Annotated in this window: 11 protein-coding genes; 10 read left to right on the forward strand and 1 reads right to left on the reverse strand. The window is 45.9% G+C overall.

The window, feature by feature from the left end; all coding sequences use genetic code 11:
- Positions 1-4 precede the first annotated feature (4 nt).
- The 5 genes from B4G81_RS13695 (at position 5) to carB (B4G81_RS13715) (ending at position 10,511) form a co-directional block, all read left to right on the forward strand.
- On the forward strand, positions 5-1,330 hold the full coding sequence (locus tag B4G81_RS13695) for an MFS transporter (RefSeq protein ID WP_294083440.1): 1,326 nt from the start codon (positions 5-7) through the stop codon (positions 1,328-1,330).
- 97 nt (positions 1,331-1,427) lie between these two features.
- Positions 1,428-2,576 carry a galactokinase gene (galK, locus tag B4G81_RS13700; protein ID WP_294083442.1) on the forward strand — a complete coding sequence of 383 codons (1,149 nt, stop codon included), beginning with the start codon at positions 1,428-1,430 and terminating at the stop codon, positions 2,574-2,576.
- A gap of 257 nt (positions 2,577-2,833) precedes the next feature.
- Complete coding sequence (carA, locus tag B4G81_RS13705; RefSeq protein WP_294083446.1) at positions 2,834-3,904, forward strand: glutamine-hydrolyzing carbamoyl-phosphate synthase small subunit; 1,071 nt, start codon at positions 2,834-2,836, stop codon at positions 3,902-3,904.
- A gap of 15 nt (positions 3,905-3,919) precedes the next feature.
- Entirely contained in the window at positions 3,920-7,222 is a 3,303-nt protein-coding gene (carB, locus tag B4G81_RS13710; RefSeq protein ID WP_294083448.1) for a carbamoyl-phosphate synthase (glutamine-hydrolyzing) large subunit, read from the forward strand.
- A gap of 76 nt (positions 7,223-7,298) precedes the next feature.
- The gene (gene carB, locus B4G81_RS13715; protein ID WP_294083449.1) at positions 7,299-10,511 is read left to right on the forward strand and encodes a carbamoyl-phosphate synthase (glutamine-hydrolyzing) large subunit; all 3,213 of its coding nucleotides are present in this window, start codon (positions 7,299-7,301) and stop codon (positions 10,509-10,511) included.
- Positions 10,512-10,583: 72 nt separating this feature from the next.
- Here carB (B4G81_RS13715) and B4G81_RS13720 read toward each other — a convergent pair whose 3' ends face one another.
- On the reverse strand, positions 10,584-12,236 hold the full coding sequence (locus B4G81_RS13720) for an AMP-binding protein (RefSeq protein WP_294083451.1): 1,653 nt from the start codon (positions 12,234-12,236) through the stop codon (positions 10,584-10,586).
- Positions 12,237-12,479: 243 nt separating this feature from the next.
- Between B4G81_RS13720 and B4G81_RS13725 the strand changes: the two genes are divergently transcribed.
- From B4G81_RS13725 to B4G81_RS13745, 5 genes are all read left to right on the forward strand, one after another.
- Complete coding sequence (locus B4G81_RS13725) at positions 12,480-12,959, forward strand: DoxX family protein (RefSeq protein WP_294083452.1); 480 nt, start codon at positions 12,480-12,482, stop codon at positions 12,957-12,959.
- Between the two features lie 12 nt (positions 12,960-12,971).
- The gene (locus B4G81_RS13730) at positions 12,972-14,639 is read left to right on the forward strand and encodes a Gfo/Idh/MocA family protein (protein ID WP_294083454.1); all 1,668 of its coding nucleotides are present in this window, start codon (positions 12,972-12,974) and stop codon (positions 14,637-14,639) included.
- 39 nt (positions 14,640-14,678) lie between these two features.
- Positions 14,679-16,148 carry a Gfo/Idh/MocA family protein gene (locus tag B4G81_RS13735; RefSeq protein ID WP_294083456.1) on the forward strand — a complete coding sequence of 490 codons (1,470 nt, stop codon included), beginning with the start codon at positions 14,679-14,681 and terminating at the stop codon, positions 16,146-16,148.
- A gap of 101 nt (positions 16,149-16,249) precedes the next feature.
- Positions 16,250-17,128 (forward strand): 3-keto-disaccharide hydrolase, encoded by an 879-nt coding sequence (locus B4G81_RS13740; protein ID WP_294083458.1) that lies wholly within the window; start codon positions 16,250-16,252, stop codon positions 17,126-17,128.
- A 72-nt stretch (positions 17,129-17,200) separates the two neighbouring features.
- Positions 17,201-18,097: a sugar phosphate isomerase/epimerase family protein gene (locus B4G81_RS13745; protein WP_294083460.1), complete on the forward strand. Its 897-nt coding sequence runs from the start codon at positions 17,201-17,203 to the stop codon at positions 18,095-18,097.
- Positions 18,098-18,122: the final 25 nt, after the last annotated feature.

Raw genomic sequence — 18,122 nt, forward strand, 5'->3', positions numbered from 1 at the left:
TTTTATGACGGAGCAAAAACAACAAAAAAATGTTGTAGCAATTATCGCGATGATCTTTCTCTTCGGAATGATCTCTTTTGTTACAAATTTGGCGTCACCAATGGGTGATATCCTGAAGTATCAATTTAATGTTCCTAACTGGATGGGTACATTAGGCGTACTCTGTAATTTTATCGCTTATGCGGTAATGGGTATTCCTGCCGGTAATATGCTTCAAAAGTATGGCTATAAAAAAACGGCACTTGCTGCCATTGTAATCGGTTTTGTGGGAGTAGGCATTCAAACTATCTCCGGAACCATTTCAAGCAGCACTGCATTTGGAGTCTATCTGTTAGGGGCGTTCGTAGCCGGTTTATCAATGACACTGCTTAACACAGTAGTGAATCCCATGTTGAACTCTCTGGGAGGTGGTGGTAACAAAGGGAACCAGTTGATCCAATTGGGAGGATCATTCAATTCTTTGATGGGAACGACAGTGATCATACTGACAGGTATTCTTATTCCCCAAGGTATCAAGAATGCCGAAATCAGCAATGTATTTCCGTTGATGTTCGCTGCTTTAGCCATTTTCTTCTTTGCATTTATCATTATCTCGATGGCAAAGATCCCAGAAAAGCAAAAAGAACAGACGGTTGTCGCCGAAAAATCCCAGTACAGTCCTCTCTCTTTTCGCCATTTTGTATTGGGAGCTGTCGGTATTTTCGTATATGTGGGAGTTGAAGTGGGCATTCCGAATGTATTGCAGAAATGGTTACAGAACGCCGACCTGGATGTGTTGAACCTCGGGGCAATGGGCGGAGCTGAAGCTATTGCCGGGTCAGTAGCGGCGACCTATTGGTTGATGATGCTGTTCGGACGTCTTATTGGTGCCGGTATTGGCAGTAAAGTCTCCGCCAAATCAATGTTGTCAGTAGCCTCATTGATAGGAATAGTATTGGTATTGGCAGCCATGTTTACTCCTACAGACAGTTTTGTAAATCTCCCCGTATTCAAGAATAATGCAGAGGGACTTTTCGGCTTGGCAAATGTTCCCCTTAGTGCTGCGCTATTAGTGCTTTGTGGATTATGTACTTCAATCATGTGGGGAGGTATATTCAACTTAGCCGTAGAGGGACTTGGAAAATATACTGAAAAAGCTTCCGGTTATTTTATGGTACTCGTTTGCGGTGGAGGTATATTGCCGTTATTACAAAACGGGATTGTTGACATGACAAATGGTGGATTGGGATATCTCACAAGCTATTGGGTAATTGTTGCAGGATTGGCTTACTTGCTTTATTATGCCCTCGTGGGTTCGAAGAATGTAAACAAAGATATTCCGGTTAATTAATAGACATTATATTGATTAAGAAATAAGATAATTGGTAATCAGATATCTAAAATCTTATTCTATATAAACTCTAATAGAGTAACAAAAAATATAAATAATGACGAAAGAACAAGTAATTAAAATATTTTTAGAGAAATTCGGTAATGAAACTCCGGAGGTATATGCATCCCCGGGGCGTATCAACCTGATTGGTGAGCATACCGATTATAACGGAAGCTTTGTATTCCCCGGTGCGATCGATAAAGGGATGATTGCCGCCATCCGATTCAATGGAACCGACAAGGTGAGAGCTTATGCGATCGACCTTGGTGATAGTGTTGAATTCGGATTAAACGAAGAAGACTTGCCCAAGGAGGGTTGGGCAAAGTATATTTTTGGGGTATGCCGTGAAATCATTAAAAGAGGTGGTACGGTGAAAGGTTTTGATACTGCATTTTCGGGAGATGTGCCCCTCGGTGCCGGCATGTCTTCTTCGGCTGCATTAGAAAGTACCTATGCTTTTGCGTTGAACGATATGCTGAACCTTGGCATCGACAAATTCGAACTGGCGCGTATCGGGCAATCCACCGAACATAATTATGTGGGTGTGAAATGTGGCATCATGGACCAGTTTGCTTCCATCTTTGGAAAGAAGGGCAATCTGATCCGCCTCGACACCAAGTCGATGGAATATGCCTACTTCCCGTTCGATCCCAAGGGATATAAGCTGGTGCTGCTTGACACGGTGGTGAAGCATGAACTGGCATCATCGGCATATAACAAACGGCGTGAATCGTGTGAACATGCCGCCAGGACTATCGCCAAACGTCACCCCGAAGTGGAATTCCTGCGTGACGCTTCCATGGAGATGCTCAACGAAGTGAAAGGTGAGATCTCGGAAGAGGATTATATACGTGCCGAGTATGTGATCGAGGAAACCCAACGGGTACTCGACGTGTGCGACGCGTTGGAAGCAGGTGATTATGAAACCGTGGGACAAAAGATGTTTGAAACGCACCATGGCATGAGCAAACTCTACGAAGTAAGTTGCGAAGAGCTCGACTTCCTGAACGATGTGGCCCGTGACCATGGCGTGACCGGTTCACGTGTAATGGGAGGTGGTTTTGGCGGTTGTACCATCAACCTGGTGAAAGATGAGTTGTACGATTCGTTTATCAATGATGCCAAAACGCAGTTCAAAGCCAAATACGGCCACGAACCCAAAGTCTATGACGTGGTAATCAGCGACGGCGCGCGCAAATTGTAAAATCCTTCAGATAGATATAGGATAAGGTTGGAAGAAGGGGATAAGCCCCGCTTCCAACCTTTTTTGCTTTTACCCGTTCTATCTAATTACCAATATTTCTCCTTCGCTTCTACATTTTATTGTTTTTCAAATTTAAAATCCCATTTCTAAATTCTTAAATCATAAATCCTAAATTTATTGCATTATTTCCGGATTTTTTCTAACTTTGTATCCTAATATCATACAATTATCAACTTTACAAAATAATGTAGCGCACTATGCACAAATATAAACCGGTGCGGTTGATCCTTGAAAACGGGATGGTTTTTCATGGACAATCTTTTGGAGCCGAAAAGGCAACATCGGGAGAGGTAGTTTTCAATACGGCAATGGTCGGTTATCCCGAAAGCCTGACAGACCCCTCCTACGAAGGACAGATTTTAACACCCACATATCCCATTATCGGAAATTACGGAGTTCCTGCTTACAGCGAAACAGACGGAATTTCCGATTTTTTTGAATCTGGACGTATCCACGCCTGGGGTTTGATCCTACAGGATTACTCCGAGGAGTATTCCCATTGGAATGCGGTGAAAAGTCTGGGCGACTGGCTCAAGGAAGAGGGTGTGCCCGGTATCACCGGGATTGATACCCGGATGCTCACCAAAGTGCTCCGGGAGAAAGGATCCATGCTGGGAAAGATAGTCTATGAGGACGATAACGAAGTGGATTTTTATGATCCTGAGACTGAAAACTTGGTCGCCAAAGTCAGCTGTGGTGAAGTGGTGGAGTACGGGCAGGGTGAGAAGAAGGTGGTGCTGGTGGATTGCGGCGCGAAGTTGAATATTATGCGGGAATTGCTCCGACAGGGAGTCCGCCTTATCCGCGTGCCATGGGATTATGATTTCACCGGGATCGATTACGATGGGGTGATGATTTCCAACGGACCGGGAAATCCCGACCATTGCGGAATCACCGTCCACCATATCCGGGAGGCGATGAAGAAAGAAAAGCCCATCTTTGGCATTTGCATGGGGAACCAGCTCCTTTCAAAAGCCGCCGGAGCCAATACCTACAAACTGAAGTACGGGCACCGCAGCCATAATCAGCCGGTACGGCAGGTAGGAAGTAGCCGATGCTTTATCACTTCTCAAAATCATGGTTATGCGGTGGACGAATCGCTGTTGGGCACCGATTGGCAACCCTGGTTTGTGAATATGAATGACGGTACCAACGAAGGAATCCGCCACAAGACAAAACCTTTCTATTCGGTGCAGTTCCATCCCGAAGCGGCAGGTGGACCGACCGATACCCGGTTTTTCTTTGAGGAGTTTGTGAGGATGATTTAAGACTAAGAACTAAAAATGAACAACAATATATTTATCCAAGATATAGCATCGTTTGCCGGGGAAGGCCGGCTGAAGGTGAAAAAAGCGCTGATCCTCGGTTCCGGTGCATTGAAGATCGGGGAGGCGGGCGAATTCGACTATTCCGGCTCGCAGGCGCTAAAAGCATTACGGGAAGAAGGAGTAGAAACTATCCTGATCAATCCGAATATCGCCACGGTGCAGACTTCGGAAGGATCGGCCGATAAGATTTACTTCCTGCCGGTAACACCTTACTTTGTGGAAAAGGTGATCGACAAGGAACGGCCCGACGGTATCCTGTTGGCTTTCGGGGGACAGACCGCGCTCAATTGCGGCGTGCAGTTGTACACCGCAGGTACGCTCGAAAAATATAACGTGGCTGTATTGGGCACACCGGTACAGTCGATTATGGATACCGAAGACCGGGACCTGTTTGTGAAGAAACTCGATCAGATCGAAGTGAAGACTATACAGAGTCATGCCGTCTCCACCATGGAAGATGCGGCACAGGCGGCAAAAGCACTGGGATACCCCATTATTGTACGTGCCGCTTATGCCCTTGGAGGATTGGGCTCGGGCTTCTGTAACGATGAAGAAGAACTCAGGGGACTGGCTTCGAAAGCATTCAACTACTCCGACCAGCTACTGATAGAGAAGTCCCTCAAAGGGTGGAAAGAAGTGGAATATGAAGTGGTTCGAGATCGGTACGACAATTGTATTACGGTCTGTAATATGGAGAACTTCGACCCGCTGGGTATCCATACCGGCGAGAGTATCGTGGTTGCTCCTTCGCAAACGCTGACCAACTCGGAGTATCACAAATTGAGGGAGCTCTCCATCAAGATTGTCCGCCATATCGGTATCGTGGGGGAATGTAACGTGCAGTATGCTTTCGATCCCGCCTCGGAAGATTACCGGGTGATCGAGGTTAATGCCCGATTGAGCCGTTCTTCCGCACTCGCTTCCAAGGCAACCGGATACCCGCTGGCGTTTGTGGCGGCTAAGCTCGCATTGGGATATGGATTATTTGACTTGAAGAATTCAGTGACACGGTCGACCAGTGCTTTCTTTGAACCGGCACTCGATTATATTGTCGTAAAAATACCCCGTTGGGATTTGGGGAAATTCAGTGGGGTCTCTAAAGAAATCGGCTCTTCGATGAAATCGGTGGGTGAGATCATGGCAATTGGCCGCACCTTTGAAGAAGCTATACAGAAAGGGCTCCGCATGACCGGACTGGGGATGCACGGCTTTGTGGAAAACAAGGAACTGAAGATCGACGATATCGACAAGGCGCTCCGTGAACCGACGGACCAACGCATTTTTGTGATCAGTAAAGCTTTCAGAAAAGGATATACCATCGACCAGATTCATGACCTGACTAAAATAGACAGCTGGTTTCTGGAGAAACTATACAATATCATCGAAACGGCGGAGTCACTGGAGAATTACCCGGTGGAGTCGATTGATTTTCAGCAGGCGAAGAATGGTGGTTTCGATGAAATATTGAAAATTGCCAAACAGCAGGGGTTCTCCGATTTTCAGATAGCACGGGCTATCTATAAAGATAGAATGGACGACGATGAATTCCTCCGGATACGTGCTTACAGAAAAAAATTGGGTATCACCCCTTTTGTGAAACAAATTGATACACTTGCGGCGGAATACCCTGCGCAGACCAACTATCTTTACCTTACCTATAACGGTGCGGAAAATGATGTCCATTACTTGGGCGACCACCGTTCGGTGATCGTACTGGGGTCGGGGGCGTACCGTATTGGTTCCTCCGTGGAGTTCGACTGGTGTTCGGTCAATGCCCTAAATACCGTCCGTAAGGAAGGATACCGCTCGGTGATGATCAATTATAATCCTGAAACGGTGTCTACCGATTACGATATGTGCGACCGGCTTTATTTCGATGAGCTGTCTTACGAACGGGTGATGGATATCATAGAACTGGAAAATCCGCATGGAGTTGTCCTCTCGGTGGGGGGGCAGATTCCCAATAACCTGGCGGTAAAACTGGATCGATCGGGAGTGAATATTCTTGGTACTGGCGCCAAAAGTATAGACAATGCCGAAGACCGCCATAAGTTCTCTTCGATGCTCGACCGGTTGGGGATCGATCAGCCGCGCTGGAAAGAACTTACCACACTCAGTGAGATACATCTGTTTGCCGATGAAGTGGGGTTTCCGCTATTGGTGCGCCCTTCCTACGTGTTGTCGGGTGCGGCTATGAATGTCTGCTCCAACGAGAATGAATTGGCACATTTCCTTACGTTGGCTACGGAGGTATCCGATAAGTACCCGGTGGTGGTGTCTGAATTTGTGGAGAATGCCAAAGAGATAGAGATGGATGCGGTGGCACGCAATGGCGAATTGATCGTCTATGCCATCTCGGAGCATGTGGAATTTGCCGGTGTGCATTCGGGAGATGCGACCATCCAGTTTCCGCCGCAGAAAATATATGTACAGACAGTAAGGAGAATAAAACAAATCACACGGGAGATTGCGAAAGCCCTTCAAATTACAGGGCCGTTTAATATCCAGTTTCTGGCAAAAGATAATGCCATCAAGGTAATTGAATGTAACCTGAGGGCTTCAAGATCATTCCCTTTTGTATCTAAAGTTCTGAAAATTAATTTTATAGATCTAGCGACTAAAGTGATGCTTGATATTCCGGTGGAAAAGCCGGAGAAATCGGCGTTCGAGCTCGATTATGTGGGTATCAAGGCACCCCAGTTCTCCTTTACCCGCTTGCAGAAAGCAGATCCCGTGCTGGGGGTGGATATGGCCTCCACCGGTGAAGTAGGGGCCATTGGTACCCATTTCGATGATGCGTTGCTCACTTCCATGCTGTCGGTCGGTTACCGTATCCCGGGAAAAAATATCATGGTCTCATCCGGAGGATCGAAGTCGAAAGTGGACCTGCTGGATGCCTGTCGCCTTTTGCAGCAACATGGCTATAACCTGTATGCTACTGGTGGAACACAGAAATTTTTGGAAGAGAATGGTGTCAAGAGCCAATATGTGGCTTGGCCCGATGAACCGGGTAATGAAAAGAACAACGAGTTGAAAGTGGACAAGATGATCGCGCAGAAAAAATTCGACCTGATTATTAATATCCCTAAAAATCTCACAGAGAGGGAATTGACCAACGGTTATAAAATCCGCCGCGGCGCCATCGACTATAATATACCGTTGATCACCAATGCCCGTCTGGCCGGCGCCTTTATCAAGGCTTTTTGCAGAATGACACAGGATGAGATAGAAATCAAACATTGGGGAGAGTATAATTGATGTGATGATTAGTTGATGTGTCTCAATCTACATCAATCAATAAATCAGCGAATCAGTAAATCAACAAATCAACAGAATGAATAAGTCAATCAAGAAAGTTATTTTATTGGGTTCCGGCGCTTTGAAGATCGGACAGGCTGGAGAATTTGATTATTCCGGTTCACAGGCTTTGAAAGCGATGCGGGAAGAGGGTATAGAGACGGTGTTGATCAATCCGAACATTGCTACTATCCAGACATCGGATGGGGTGGCCGACCGGGTTTATTTCCTTCCCATTACTCCTTATTTCGTGGAAAAGGTGATCCGGAAAGAACAACCGGATGGTATCCTGCTGGCTTTCGGGGGGCAGACGGCATTGAACTGCGGTGCGGAGCTTTATCAGAACGGAATACTTGATAAATATGGTGTGCGGGTGCTGGGCACGTCGGTAGAAGCAATCATGATCACCGAAGACCGGGATTTGTTTGTGAAAAAACTGGATGAAATTGAAGCCAAGACTCCTGCGTCAAGAGCGGTGGAAAGTCTGGAGGATGCGTTGTCCACAGCCCATGAGATGGGATTCCCTATCATGGTACGTTCGGCATATGCATTGGGTGGACAGGGTTCCGGTATCTGTACCAATGAGGAGGAGTTTATCGAATTGTGCAAAAGCGCCCTCTCTTTCTCCAACCAGATACTGGTGGAGGAAAGCCTGAAAGGGTGGAAAGAGATTGAGTTTGAGGTGATCCGCGACAAGAACGACCACTGCTTCACCGTAGTGCCGATGGAGAATTTCGACCCGCTGGGTATCCATACCGGTGAGAGTATCGTGGTGGCACCCATCATCACGCTCAACAAAGAGCAGATTGCCATGCTTGAAGATATCGCACAGCGGGTGGTACGACATATTGGTATCGTGGGTGAATGCAATATCCAGTATGCTTTCAATGCGGAGACCAATGATTACCGTATCATCGAAATCAATGCCCGCCTGAGTCGTTCATCGGCACTTGCTTCCAAGGCATCGGGTTATCCGCTCGCTTTTGTGGCGGCAAAGCTGGCTTTGGGCTACACTCTTGATCAGATAGGGGAGATGGGGACACTTAATTCTGCATATACGGCGCCAAAGGTAGATTATATGATCGTGAAGATACCCCGCTGGGATCTTAATAAGTTCTATGGCGTAAGTCACGAGATTGGCTCCTCCATGAAATCCGTCGGTGAAATCATGTCTATTGGACAGTCGTTCGAGGAAATCATCCAGAAAGGGCTGCGTATGATCGGGCAGGGGATGCACGGTTTTGTGGGTAACCGGGAGATGACTTTCGACAATGTGGAAGAAGCACTCTCGAAGCCGACCGATATGCGTATTTTTGCTATTGCTGATGCTTTTGAAAAAGGATATTCGGTTGGGCAGATTGAGACATTGACCAAAATCGATCCATGGTTCCTGGGACGTTTGGAGAATATATACAATTACTCGAAGGTGCTTGAGTCCTATAATAAGATCGAAGATCTGTCGGAAGAGGTGCTCAGTGAAGCAAAACGCCTTGGCTTTTCCGATTTCCAGATCGCTCGGTTTGTGGAAAATCCGCAAGGAACCCTCGAGGATGACCTGATCAGGGTGCGAAATAGGAGGAAAGCGTTGCGGGTTACACCGGTGGTGCGACGTATCAATACGGTTGCCTCCGAAAATCCTGAAAAAACCAATTATCTCTATTTTACCTATGATTCGGACAAGGCATTCACGCCACTGAAAAGTGGAAAAGAACCGGTGATCGTGCTGGGATCCGGAGCATATCGCATTGGCTCGTCGGTAGAATTTGACTGGTGTTCGGTCAATGCGGTGCAGACCGCACGGGAACTGGGTTACGAGTCGGTGATGATCAATTATAATCCCGAAACGGTATCTACCGACTATGATATGTGCGACCGGCTCTATTTTGATGAGCTGTCGTTTGAGCGAGTGCTTGATGTGATAGATATCGAGAATCCCAAAGGAGTGATTGTTTCGGTCGGAGGACAGATTCCCAACAACCTCGCCATGAAATTGCACCGGCAGCATGTATCTATCCTGGGAACTTCTCCCCTGTCAATCGACAGGGCTGAAAACCGGCATAAATTCTCCGCTATGCTGGATGAGTTGGGTATCGATCAACCGCGTTGGAAAGAGATGACCAGCTTCGGGGAGATTGATGCCTTTATAGATGAGGTGGGGTTTCCTGTGCTGATCCGTCCTTCTTATGTGCTTTCAGGGGCAGCGATGAACGTATGTTACGACAAGGAACAGATGCATACCTTCCTGAAAATGGCAGCCAATGTTTCCAAGGAATACCCGGTGGTGGTTTCTTCCTTCCTCCAGAATGCCAAGGAGATTGAATTCGATGCGGTGGCCCGTGATGGAGAGGTGGTGGAGTATGCTATTTCTGAACATGTGGAATTTGCCGGTGTACATTCGGGTGATGCTACTCTCGTTTTCCCTGCACAGAAGCTCTATTTTGAGACTATGCGCCGGGTAAAAAAAATATCGAAACGGATCGCGAAAGAACTGAATATCAGCGGACCGTTTAATATCCAGTATCTGGCCAAAAACAACGAGATCAAAGTGATTGAATGCAATCTGCGGGCGTCACGCTCTTTCCCCTTTGTCTCCAAGGTGTTGAAACATAATTTTATCGATACAGCTACCCGTATCATGCTGGATGCGCCTTTCAGTAAACCCGACAGTTCGGTATTCGACCTGGAGTACATTGGCGTGAAGGCATCCCAGTTCTCTTTCTCCCGCCTGCAGAATACCGACCCGGTGCTGGGAGTGGATATGTCCTCTACGGGAGAGGTCGGGTGTATTGGTGAAGATTTCTCGGATGCGATCCTCAAGTCGATGCTTTCGGTAGGGTATAAAATACCCCAAAAAGGGATACTGATATCTTCCGGCGAGATGAAATCGAAAGTCGATTTGTTAGAGGCATGCAAATTGCTGGGAGAAAGGGGATATGACCTCTACGCCAGCCACGGTACACAGAAGTTCCTGGAAGAGAACGGTATCAGGGCGACCGATGCGAACTGGCCCGACGAGGACGGTGAGAACAATATCCGGCAGATGATTATCGACAAGCGATTCGACCTGATCATCAATATCCCCAAGAATGTGACCAAAAGGGAACTTACCAACGGCTATATTATCCGTCGTGGTGCAGTCGATTTTAATATACCGCTGATTACCAACGCCCGTCTTGCCAGTGCCTTTATCACTGCCTTCTGTAATATGGATCAGGAGGATATGGAGATAAGGAGTTGGAACGAGTATTAGAATAGAATCAAGACATAAGACACAAGAACCAAGACAGATTCAAGATTTACTCTTGGGTCTTGGCTCTTGCATCTAAATATATTTAAACCGCCGGATACTTTTTTTGGGCGTTTTTTCAAACTCCTCTTCCCGTATCCGGAAGGAGGAGATTTTACTGTAGGAATGCAGCTGGGAGTTTACCGCATCAATCACTTGCTGGAAGAAGGCATCCATTCCTTCATCAGCTATTCCTTCTTGCTTAAGTGCATCCCCGTCGGGGACGATCAGCGCGGTAATCTTCCCGTTTTCACTGATTACCAGCGTTTCACTCACAAACGGAGAGCTATTGAGTTTCTCTTCAATCTCTTCGGGATAGATATTCTGTCCGGAGGGTCCTAATATCATATTTTTGTTCCTTCCCCTGATAAAGAGGAATTTGTCGCTGTCCATCGTTCCCAGGTCACCGGTCCTCAGCCAGCCGTCCCCGGTGAACGCTTCTTGGGTGGCTTCCTCATTTTTGTAATACCCCAGCATCACGTTACTGCCACGGGTGAGGATCTCACCGACGATACGTTGCGGGTCTTCGGAGTCGATCTTCACTTCCATCCTGTCCACCACCTTTCCACTGGAACGCTCTTTGTACCTGGTCCAGTAGGCATAAGAAATCAAAGGACCGCATTCAGTCATTCCATATCCTACGGTATAGGGGAATTTGATTTTTTTCAAGAATTTCTCCACATCGAGATTGAGGGCTGCACCGCCAATCACGACCTCTACCAGTTCTCCGCCGAAGAAGTCAACCATCGACCTGCGTATTTTGTCATATATTACATTATTCAACAAGGGTATCTTTACCAGTGTTTTAATCATTCCTTGTTCCAGCTTGGGGAGAACACTCCGGCTCACGATCTTTTCTATGATAAGAGGAACAGCCAACACCAATTTGGGTCTCACTTTGGAGAACATCTCTCCCAATACTTGTGGAGAAGGAGTTTTTCCCAGGAAATGGATATGACAACCCATGGAGATGGAATTAAGTACCTCGAATGCAAGGCCATAAGTATGCGCCATAGGTAACATGCATACGATGTTGTCCCCCGATTCTATAAATGGCAGGCTGTCGTTTGCGAATTTAGTGTTCGACCAGAGGCTCCTGTAGGGAATCATGACCCCCTTGGGACTGCTGGTCGTGCCGGAGGTGTAATTGATCACGGCTAGTTCTTCCGGCTTGTCGGTACGGAAAACAATGTCATTGACAAAAAAACCTTTGCTATATTTTTTGTTGAAATAGGAAGGTGCATTTATATCGAATTGCTTCAATTCCTCGCAACCGGTTTTCAATAATGAGAAATCATCAAGCAAAAAAACGGTTTCTACCTTTGGAATACTGTTCTCATCTATCTCGCTCCAAATGGATTCATCGACAAAAAGCATTTTCGAATCGGAATGATCCACGATAAATTGTATGCTGGCCTTGTCAAATTCATGAAGGATACTTACCGACACAGCTCCATAGGAGAGGGTGGCAAAAAAGGTGATCGCCCACCGCGCGGAGTTCTTGCCACATACCGAGATCTTGTCGCCCCGTTGAACCCCGGCTGATTTGAAATAATCATGTAGCCGGTCTATTTCCCGGGCAAAATCCTTGTAGTAAAAGGAAATCCCTTGGAAATCAGTCATTGCCGGCATTTCCCAGTGATTACGTATGCTTTGCTCAATCAGGCCTAAAAAACTGTTTTGATTCATTATTTTATAATTTAACTTTCAGAATCGTACAATCTTACAAACAATCACATAGATGATTTGTTTATTGATATCTGTTACAAATATCGGCATTTTTTCTTTGGATAGAGACAAAATATTTAATTTTACTCAATAACTGTGATAAAATTTCATATTCAAAAATATTTGTTATACTTTTACGTTTGCATTCTCGAGCAATGTGAAATCAAAAAGAAGCGAGGTGAAATTTATTTAGTCAGATAAGAAATGCAATCGACACATTACAACAAATTACAACGATACGCACTGCTTATATTACGTGTTTTAATAGGGTGGTATTTTTTATACGAGGGATTGTCAAAGGTATTTACCCCTAACTGGTCAGCCTATGGATATTTGATTGATTCAAAAGGTATTTTCGCACCTTTTTTTGTGGGGCTTGCCGAAAACCCGACATTACTCGGGATTACCAATTTCATTAATATGTGGGGATTGACGGCTGTGGGGCTTTCACTTATCCTGGGGCTTTTTACAAGAATCGGTTATATTGGGGCGATGATCTTTTTATTGCTCTTTTACCTTTCACATCCACCTTTATTATTTGCAGATTATATTTTACCCACCGAAGGCTCTTACCTCTGGGTGGACAGAAATTTGATATTATTGGTGACTGTAGCGGTATTAATGCTGTTCCCGGCCTCCAGGGAGGTAGGTGTAGACAGCGTGCTCTTCCGTAAGAGTAGATAGACTTTTATTTTTATGAACGAAGAAGAAAAAGAGATAAACAATCAGGGCGAAAGTAAAACCCCATCGGCAAAAGAGGTCTCTCAAGGGCGTCGTGACGCACTCAAAGCAATTGCTACCGTGCCGGTATTAGGTGCCATGGCTTATGGGGTTTACAGGAAGAAAAAATCAGAGACCTCTAACCGGAATGCGGCTGAAATGTTCCGCTTCCGGAGCGATGTGGCTCCTTATTCCTCCACTGCTTCCGATGCGGAAGTGATTCGTGTGGGTATTATCGGTTCAGGTATCAGGGGAACGCAATTGATGCACGGGCTGGGATTTGCTACGCCGCAGTATGTGCAAGGGTTGATTGAACAGTCAAAGGCCAATTCAGCCAATACGCGTTTTCAGGATTTTAAGGAGCAGGAAGACCTCCGGATAGTAATTACGGCAGTCTGTGATATTTTTGACGTCCACGCAGATGATGCGGTGAAAGCGGGTGCGAACATCCACCGTGAAGGGGTAGGGGGGACAATGGGACCAACTCCCAAGCGTTACCTCCATTATCAGGAATTATTGGCGGCGCCCGATGTGGATGCTGTGGTGATAGCGTCACCCGACCACTGGCATGGCACCATGGCGATGGATGCTATCAAGGCGGGTAAGCACGTATATGTGGAAAAACCGATGACATGGACTGTGCCTGAAACTTATGCAATTCGCTCTTTGGCGAAAAGCAATCCCCATCTGGTATTTCAGTTGGGACACCAAAATAGGCAGATTGAGGCTTATGAGCGGGCGCGCCAGATTATTGAAAAAGGATTACTTGGCAAGATTTCTCTGATAGAGACCGGTACCAACCGCAATGATCCTAATGGAGCGTGGGTTTACCCCATCCATAAGGATGCCAATCCGAAGACCATCGACTGGAAGCAGTTCGAAGGAGATCCCGACAGGATAAAAGAATATATGGATTATATGACCTCGGCCGGGTTGTCGAAGTATGTGGGACCGGATTCCCGTGACAAGTTCAGCTTGGAGAGGTTCTTCCGCTGGCGTTGTTGGTGGGATTACAGTACTGGATTGAGTGGCGACCTGCTGACACACGAATATGATGCGATGAATCAGATTCTTCATCTGGGGATTCCCTCATCGGCTTCTTCGTCGGGAGGTGTTTATTTCTTTAAGGACGGACGTACCGTGCCCGATGTATTACAGACTGTATTCGAATTTGGGGACCGGGAACTCACTATGTTATACTCCGCCACGCTGGCCAGCCAGTTTAACCGGAGCCGTAAGATCATGGGGCACGACGCGACTATGGAGGTGGGAAACACTCTCACCGTGACAGTGGACCCGCGCTCGGAACAATACCGGAAACAAATCGATCAGGGAATCGTGAAGCCGGGAGAACCTTTTTATAACTATATCCCGGGAAAAAGCGTGGATGCTGTTTCTACCGCTACCGAGAAATATTTTGCAGAGCGGGGATTGCTTTATTCATTCATCGGTGGAAAGCGGTATAATACTACTTTCCTTCATTTGAAGGAATGGCTCGAATGCATTCGGAGTGGCAAACAACCATCATGTGGTATCGACCGGGGATTTGAAGAAGCGATCACTGCCCATATGGGAACCCGGGCATACCTTGAAGGGCGGACCATGTATTGGGATAAGGATAAGGAAGAAATAACCAGGGAATAAATATCAAAAACGTAAAGTTTAATCCAAAAAAAAGTACTTATGTCATCAAAAATTTCAAGAAGAAAATTCTTAGAAACCGGAGCGATAGCAGCTGCCGGACTAACGGTTGTACCTTCTTCGGTACTGGGAAAGAGTATGGGTTACAAGGCCCCAAGCGACAAACTTAACATTGTTGGTGTGGGAATTGGAGGAATGGGAAATGCTAACCTGAAACAACTGACGAGTGAAAATATTATCGGACTCTGCGATGTAGACTGGAAATACAGCAAGCATGTATTTGATGAACATCCCAATGCGAAGAAGTATTATGACTATCGGAAGATGTACGATGAATTGGGTAAATCTATCGATGGAGTAGTAGTCGCTACTGCCGACCATACGCACGCACTTATCGCTGCTGATGCCATGACGATGGGAAAACACGTTTATGTACAAAAACCGCTTACCCACAGTGTGTATGAATCACGCTTGCTAACGAAACTGGCCGAAAAATATAAAGTGGCTACCAGTATGGGGAACCAGGGTTCTTCCGGTGCCGGCGTACGCCAGGTGATCGACTGGATTAGAGACGGACAGATCGGTGAAGTGACCCGTGTGGATACTTTTACAGACAGACCCATCTGGCCCCAGGGATTAATGACTCCTAAAAAAGTAGACAAAGTTCCTTCCACATTGAACTGGGACCTTTTTATCGGACCGGCCAACAAACGCCCGTTCAATGAAATTTATCACCCGTGGAACTGGCGCGGATGGTGGGATTTCGGTACAGGTGCCTTGGGTGATATGGCATGCCATATTCTTCATCCGGTGTTTAAGGGATTGAACCTTGGATATCCTACAAAAGTACAAGGATCGTCCACCATGCTGCTAACCGACTGTGCTCCCAATGCGCAGATGGTGAAGTATGTGTTCCCGCAACGGGATAACCTCCCTAAAGTGGGTATGCCCGAAGTGGAAGTAACCTGGTACGACGGAGGGCTCACTCCCATGCGTCCTGAAGGTGTTCCCGCAGGTAAAAACCTCAATAATTCCGGTGGAGGCGCTATCTTCTACGGAACGAAAGATACGTTGATTTGTGGTTGCTACGGAAAAGATCCATGGTTGGTATCCGGACGTAATCCCAATTCTCCGAAAACACAGCGTGAAGTAACCCTCTCACACGAAATGGATTGGGTGCGTGCTTGTAAGGAGTCTCCCGCAAACCGTGTTGAAACAGCTTCTCCGTTCTCGGAGGCAGGTCCGTTCAATGAAATGGTGGTAATGGGTGTATTGGCTGTAAGACTGCAATCTCTGAACCAGGAATTGCATTGGGATGGTCAAAATATGAAATTCACCAATATCCCAGCTGATGCCACTATCAAGACCATTGTAGAAGACGGGTTCAAGATCACCGACGGTCACCCTACATTCGACAAGAGTTGGACAGACCCCGTAAATGCGATTGAGTATGCCAATGAAATGATCAAGCATACTTATAAAAATGGATGGAAATTACCGGATATGCCTTAATTGGTTGGACAGTATCAGAAGGAACAGCGGCGGAATTCCCGCCGCTATTCCTTCCAAATGTTAAAAATTAATTATCAGTTTAATTAAAAGAAAAATAAGTTATGAAGAAATTAGTTTATGGATTAAGTTGTTGTATGGTAGCAAGTGTATTGGTGGCTTGCGGCGGCGGTGCAAAAAAAACGGAAGCCGCTGCTAATGAAACTGAAACTACGGAAAATGCCGGACCGGAATATACTGTATTGGATAATCCTCAGGTTGATTTATCTGGATTCGAGACAGATAAAGATGGCTATACCGTGATCTTCAACGGAAAAGATTTCACCGGCTGGAGAGGATATGGAAAAGAAAATGTACCGGCAAGATGGACCATTGAAGATGGCGCCATCAAATTTAACGGTTCCGGTGGCGGAGAAGCACAGGACAAACAAGAAGGTGGAGATATTATCTTTGCCCATAAGTTTAAAAACTTCGAACTGCTATTTGACTGGAAAGTAGCCAAAGGAAGCAACTCAGGCGTGCTTTATCTTGCACAGGAAGTGACTTCAACCGATAAAGACGGGAACCAAAGATTAGAACCCATCTATATCTCTGCTCCGGAATATCAGGTACTGGATAATGAGAACCATCCCGATGCTAAATTGGGTAAGGATAACAACCGTCAATCCTCATCATTGTATGACATGATTCCTGCGGTTCCCCAAAACTCCAAACCTTTTGGAGAATGGAACACCGGTAAGGTGATGATCTATAAGGGTACTGTAATACATGGACAGAACGGTGAGGACGTAGTTGAATATCACCTGTGGACACAACAGTGGACAGACATGTTGCAGGCAAGTAAATTCAGCCAGGAAAAATGGCCGTTGGCTTTTGAATTGCTGAACAATTGCGGTGGTGAAAACCACGAAGGCTATATTGGTTTCCAGGATCATGGCGACGATGTATGGTTCAAGAATATCAGGGTTAAAATTTTAGATTAATTTTATCGAATAACAGGAAAGAATATTTCTGCCGACAGGTGGGAATATTCTTTTCGTTAAATAAAGTATACAATGAAAAAACATTCACTTTTATTGATTGCTATATTACAGGTAGGACTGTTCGTTTTGCCGGCCTGCAATCAGAAACAGCCAAAAGAAGCACAGAAAGAAAAAAAAGAAATTTATCTTCAACTCTATTCGGTGCGTGACGATATCAAGGCCGATTATGAAGGTACTATCGCCAAAGTGGCCGAAATAGGATATACGGGAGTAGAACTTGCCGGTTACGCTGACGGATTATTTTATGGATTGACTCCTGCTGAATTCAAGAAATCGATTGAAGATGTGGGAATGGAAGTGCTCTCTTCCCATATTGCAAGGCCATTGGCTGACAATCCGGCTGAAACCAACTGGGATGAAACATGGACATGGTGGGATACCGCTATTCAGGCACATAAAGAAGCAGGCATGAAATATATTGTCTTTCCCTGGATGAAGACTCCTGCCACATTAGCCGAGTTGCAAGCTTACTGCGATTATTACAACCAGATAGGTGAAAAATGTAATGCTGCCGGCCTTCGTTTCGGTTATCACAACCATAATTTCGAATTTCAGGAAATTGAAGGCGAATTGATGTATGATTACATGCTCAATCATACTGATCCGGCTAAAGTATTTTTCCAGATGGACGTATACTGGTTAGGTGAGGGTGGTAAAAATCCCGTGGATTATTTCAATAGCTACCCCGGTCGTTTCGAGCTGCTCCATATTAAGGACGAACTCGAACTGGGCAGGAGCGGTAAGGTGGATTTTGAAAATATCTATAATAATGCCGAAACCTCAGGTGCCAAGTATATGATCGTGGAAGTAGAAAGATATACCGAAGGTTTGACCCCTCTCGAAAGTATAAAGGAAAGCTACGATTTTTTGAATGATGCTCCTTACGTGAAAGTAAGCTATTCGAAATAACCACTTTCCGCTTATACGGGATATC

It is taken from the genome of Proteiniphilum sp. UBA5384 (genome assembly GCF_002410825.1).
Classification (GTDB): domain Bacteria; phylum Bacteroidota; class Bacteroidia; order Bacteroidales; family Dysgonomonadaceae; genus Proteiniphilum.

What these genes read in the sequence shown, in the direction of transcription:
- carB (WP_294083448.1), top strand. Translation starts at nt 3,920, where the DNA reads ATGAACAACAATATATTTATCCAAGATATAGCATCGTTTGCCGGGGAA.
- galK (WP_294083442.1), top strand. Translation starts at nt 1,428, where the DNA reads ATGACGAAAGAACAAGTAATTAAAATATTTTTAGAGAAATTCGGTAAT.
- B4G81_RS13740 (WP_294083458.1), top strand. Translation starts at nt 16,250, where the DNA reads ATGAAGAAATTAGTTTATGGATTAAGTTGTTGTATGGTAGCAAGTGTA.
- B4G81_RS13695 (WP_294083440.1), top strand. Translation starts at nt 5, where the DNA reads ATGACGGAGCAAAAACAACAAAAAAATGTTGTAGCAATTATCGCGATG.
- B4G81_RS13720 (WP_294083451.1), bottom strand. Translation starts at nt 12,236, where the DNA reads ATGAATCAAAACAGTTTTTTAGGCCTGATTGAGCAAAGCATACGTAAT.
- B4G81_RS13730 (WP_294083454.1), top strand. Translation starts at nt 12,972, where the DNA reads ATGAACGAAGAAGAAAAAGAGATAAACAATCAGGGCGAAAGTAAAACC.
- B4G81_RS13735 (WP_294083456.1), top strand. Translation starts at nt 14,679, where the DNA reads ATGTCATCAAAAATTTCAAGAAGAAAATTCTTAGAAACCGGAGCGATA.
- carB (WP_294083449.1), top strand. Translation starts at nt 7,299, where the DNA reads ATGAATAAGTCAATCAAGAAAGTTATTTTATTGGGTTCCGGCGCTTTG.
- B4G81_RS13725 (WP_294083452.1), top strand. Translation starts at nt 12,480, where the DNA reads ATGCAATCGACACATTACAACAAATTACAACGATACGCACTGCTTATA.
- B4G81_RS13745 (WP_294083460.1), top strand. Translation starts at nt 17,201, where the DNA reads ATGAAAAAACATTCACTTTTATTGATTGCTATATTACAGGTAGGACTG.
- carA (WP_294083446.1), top strand. Translation starts at nt 2,834, where the DNA reads ATGCACAAATATAAACCGGTGCGGTTGATCCTTGAAAACGGGATGGTT.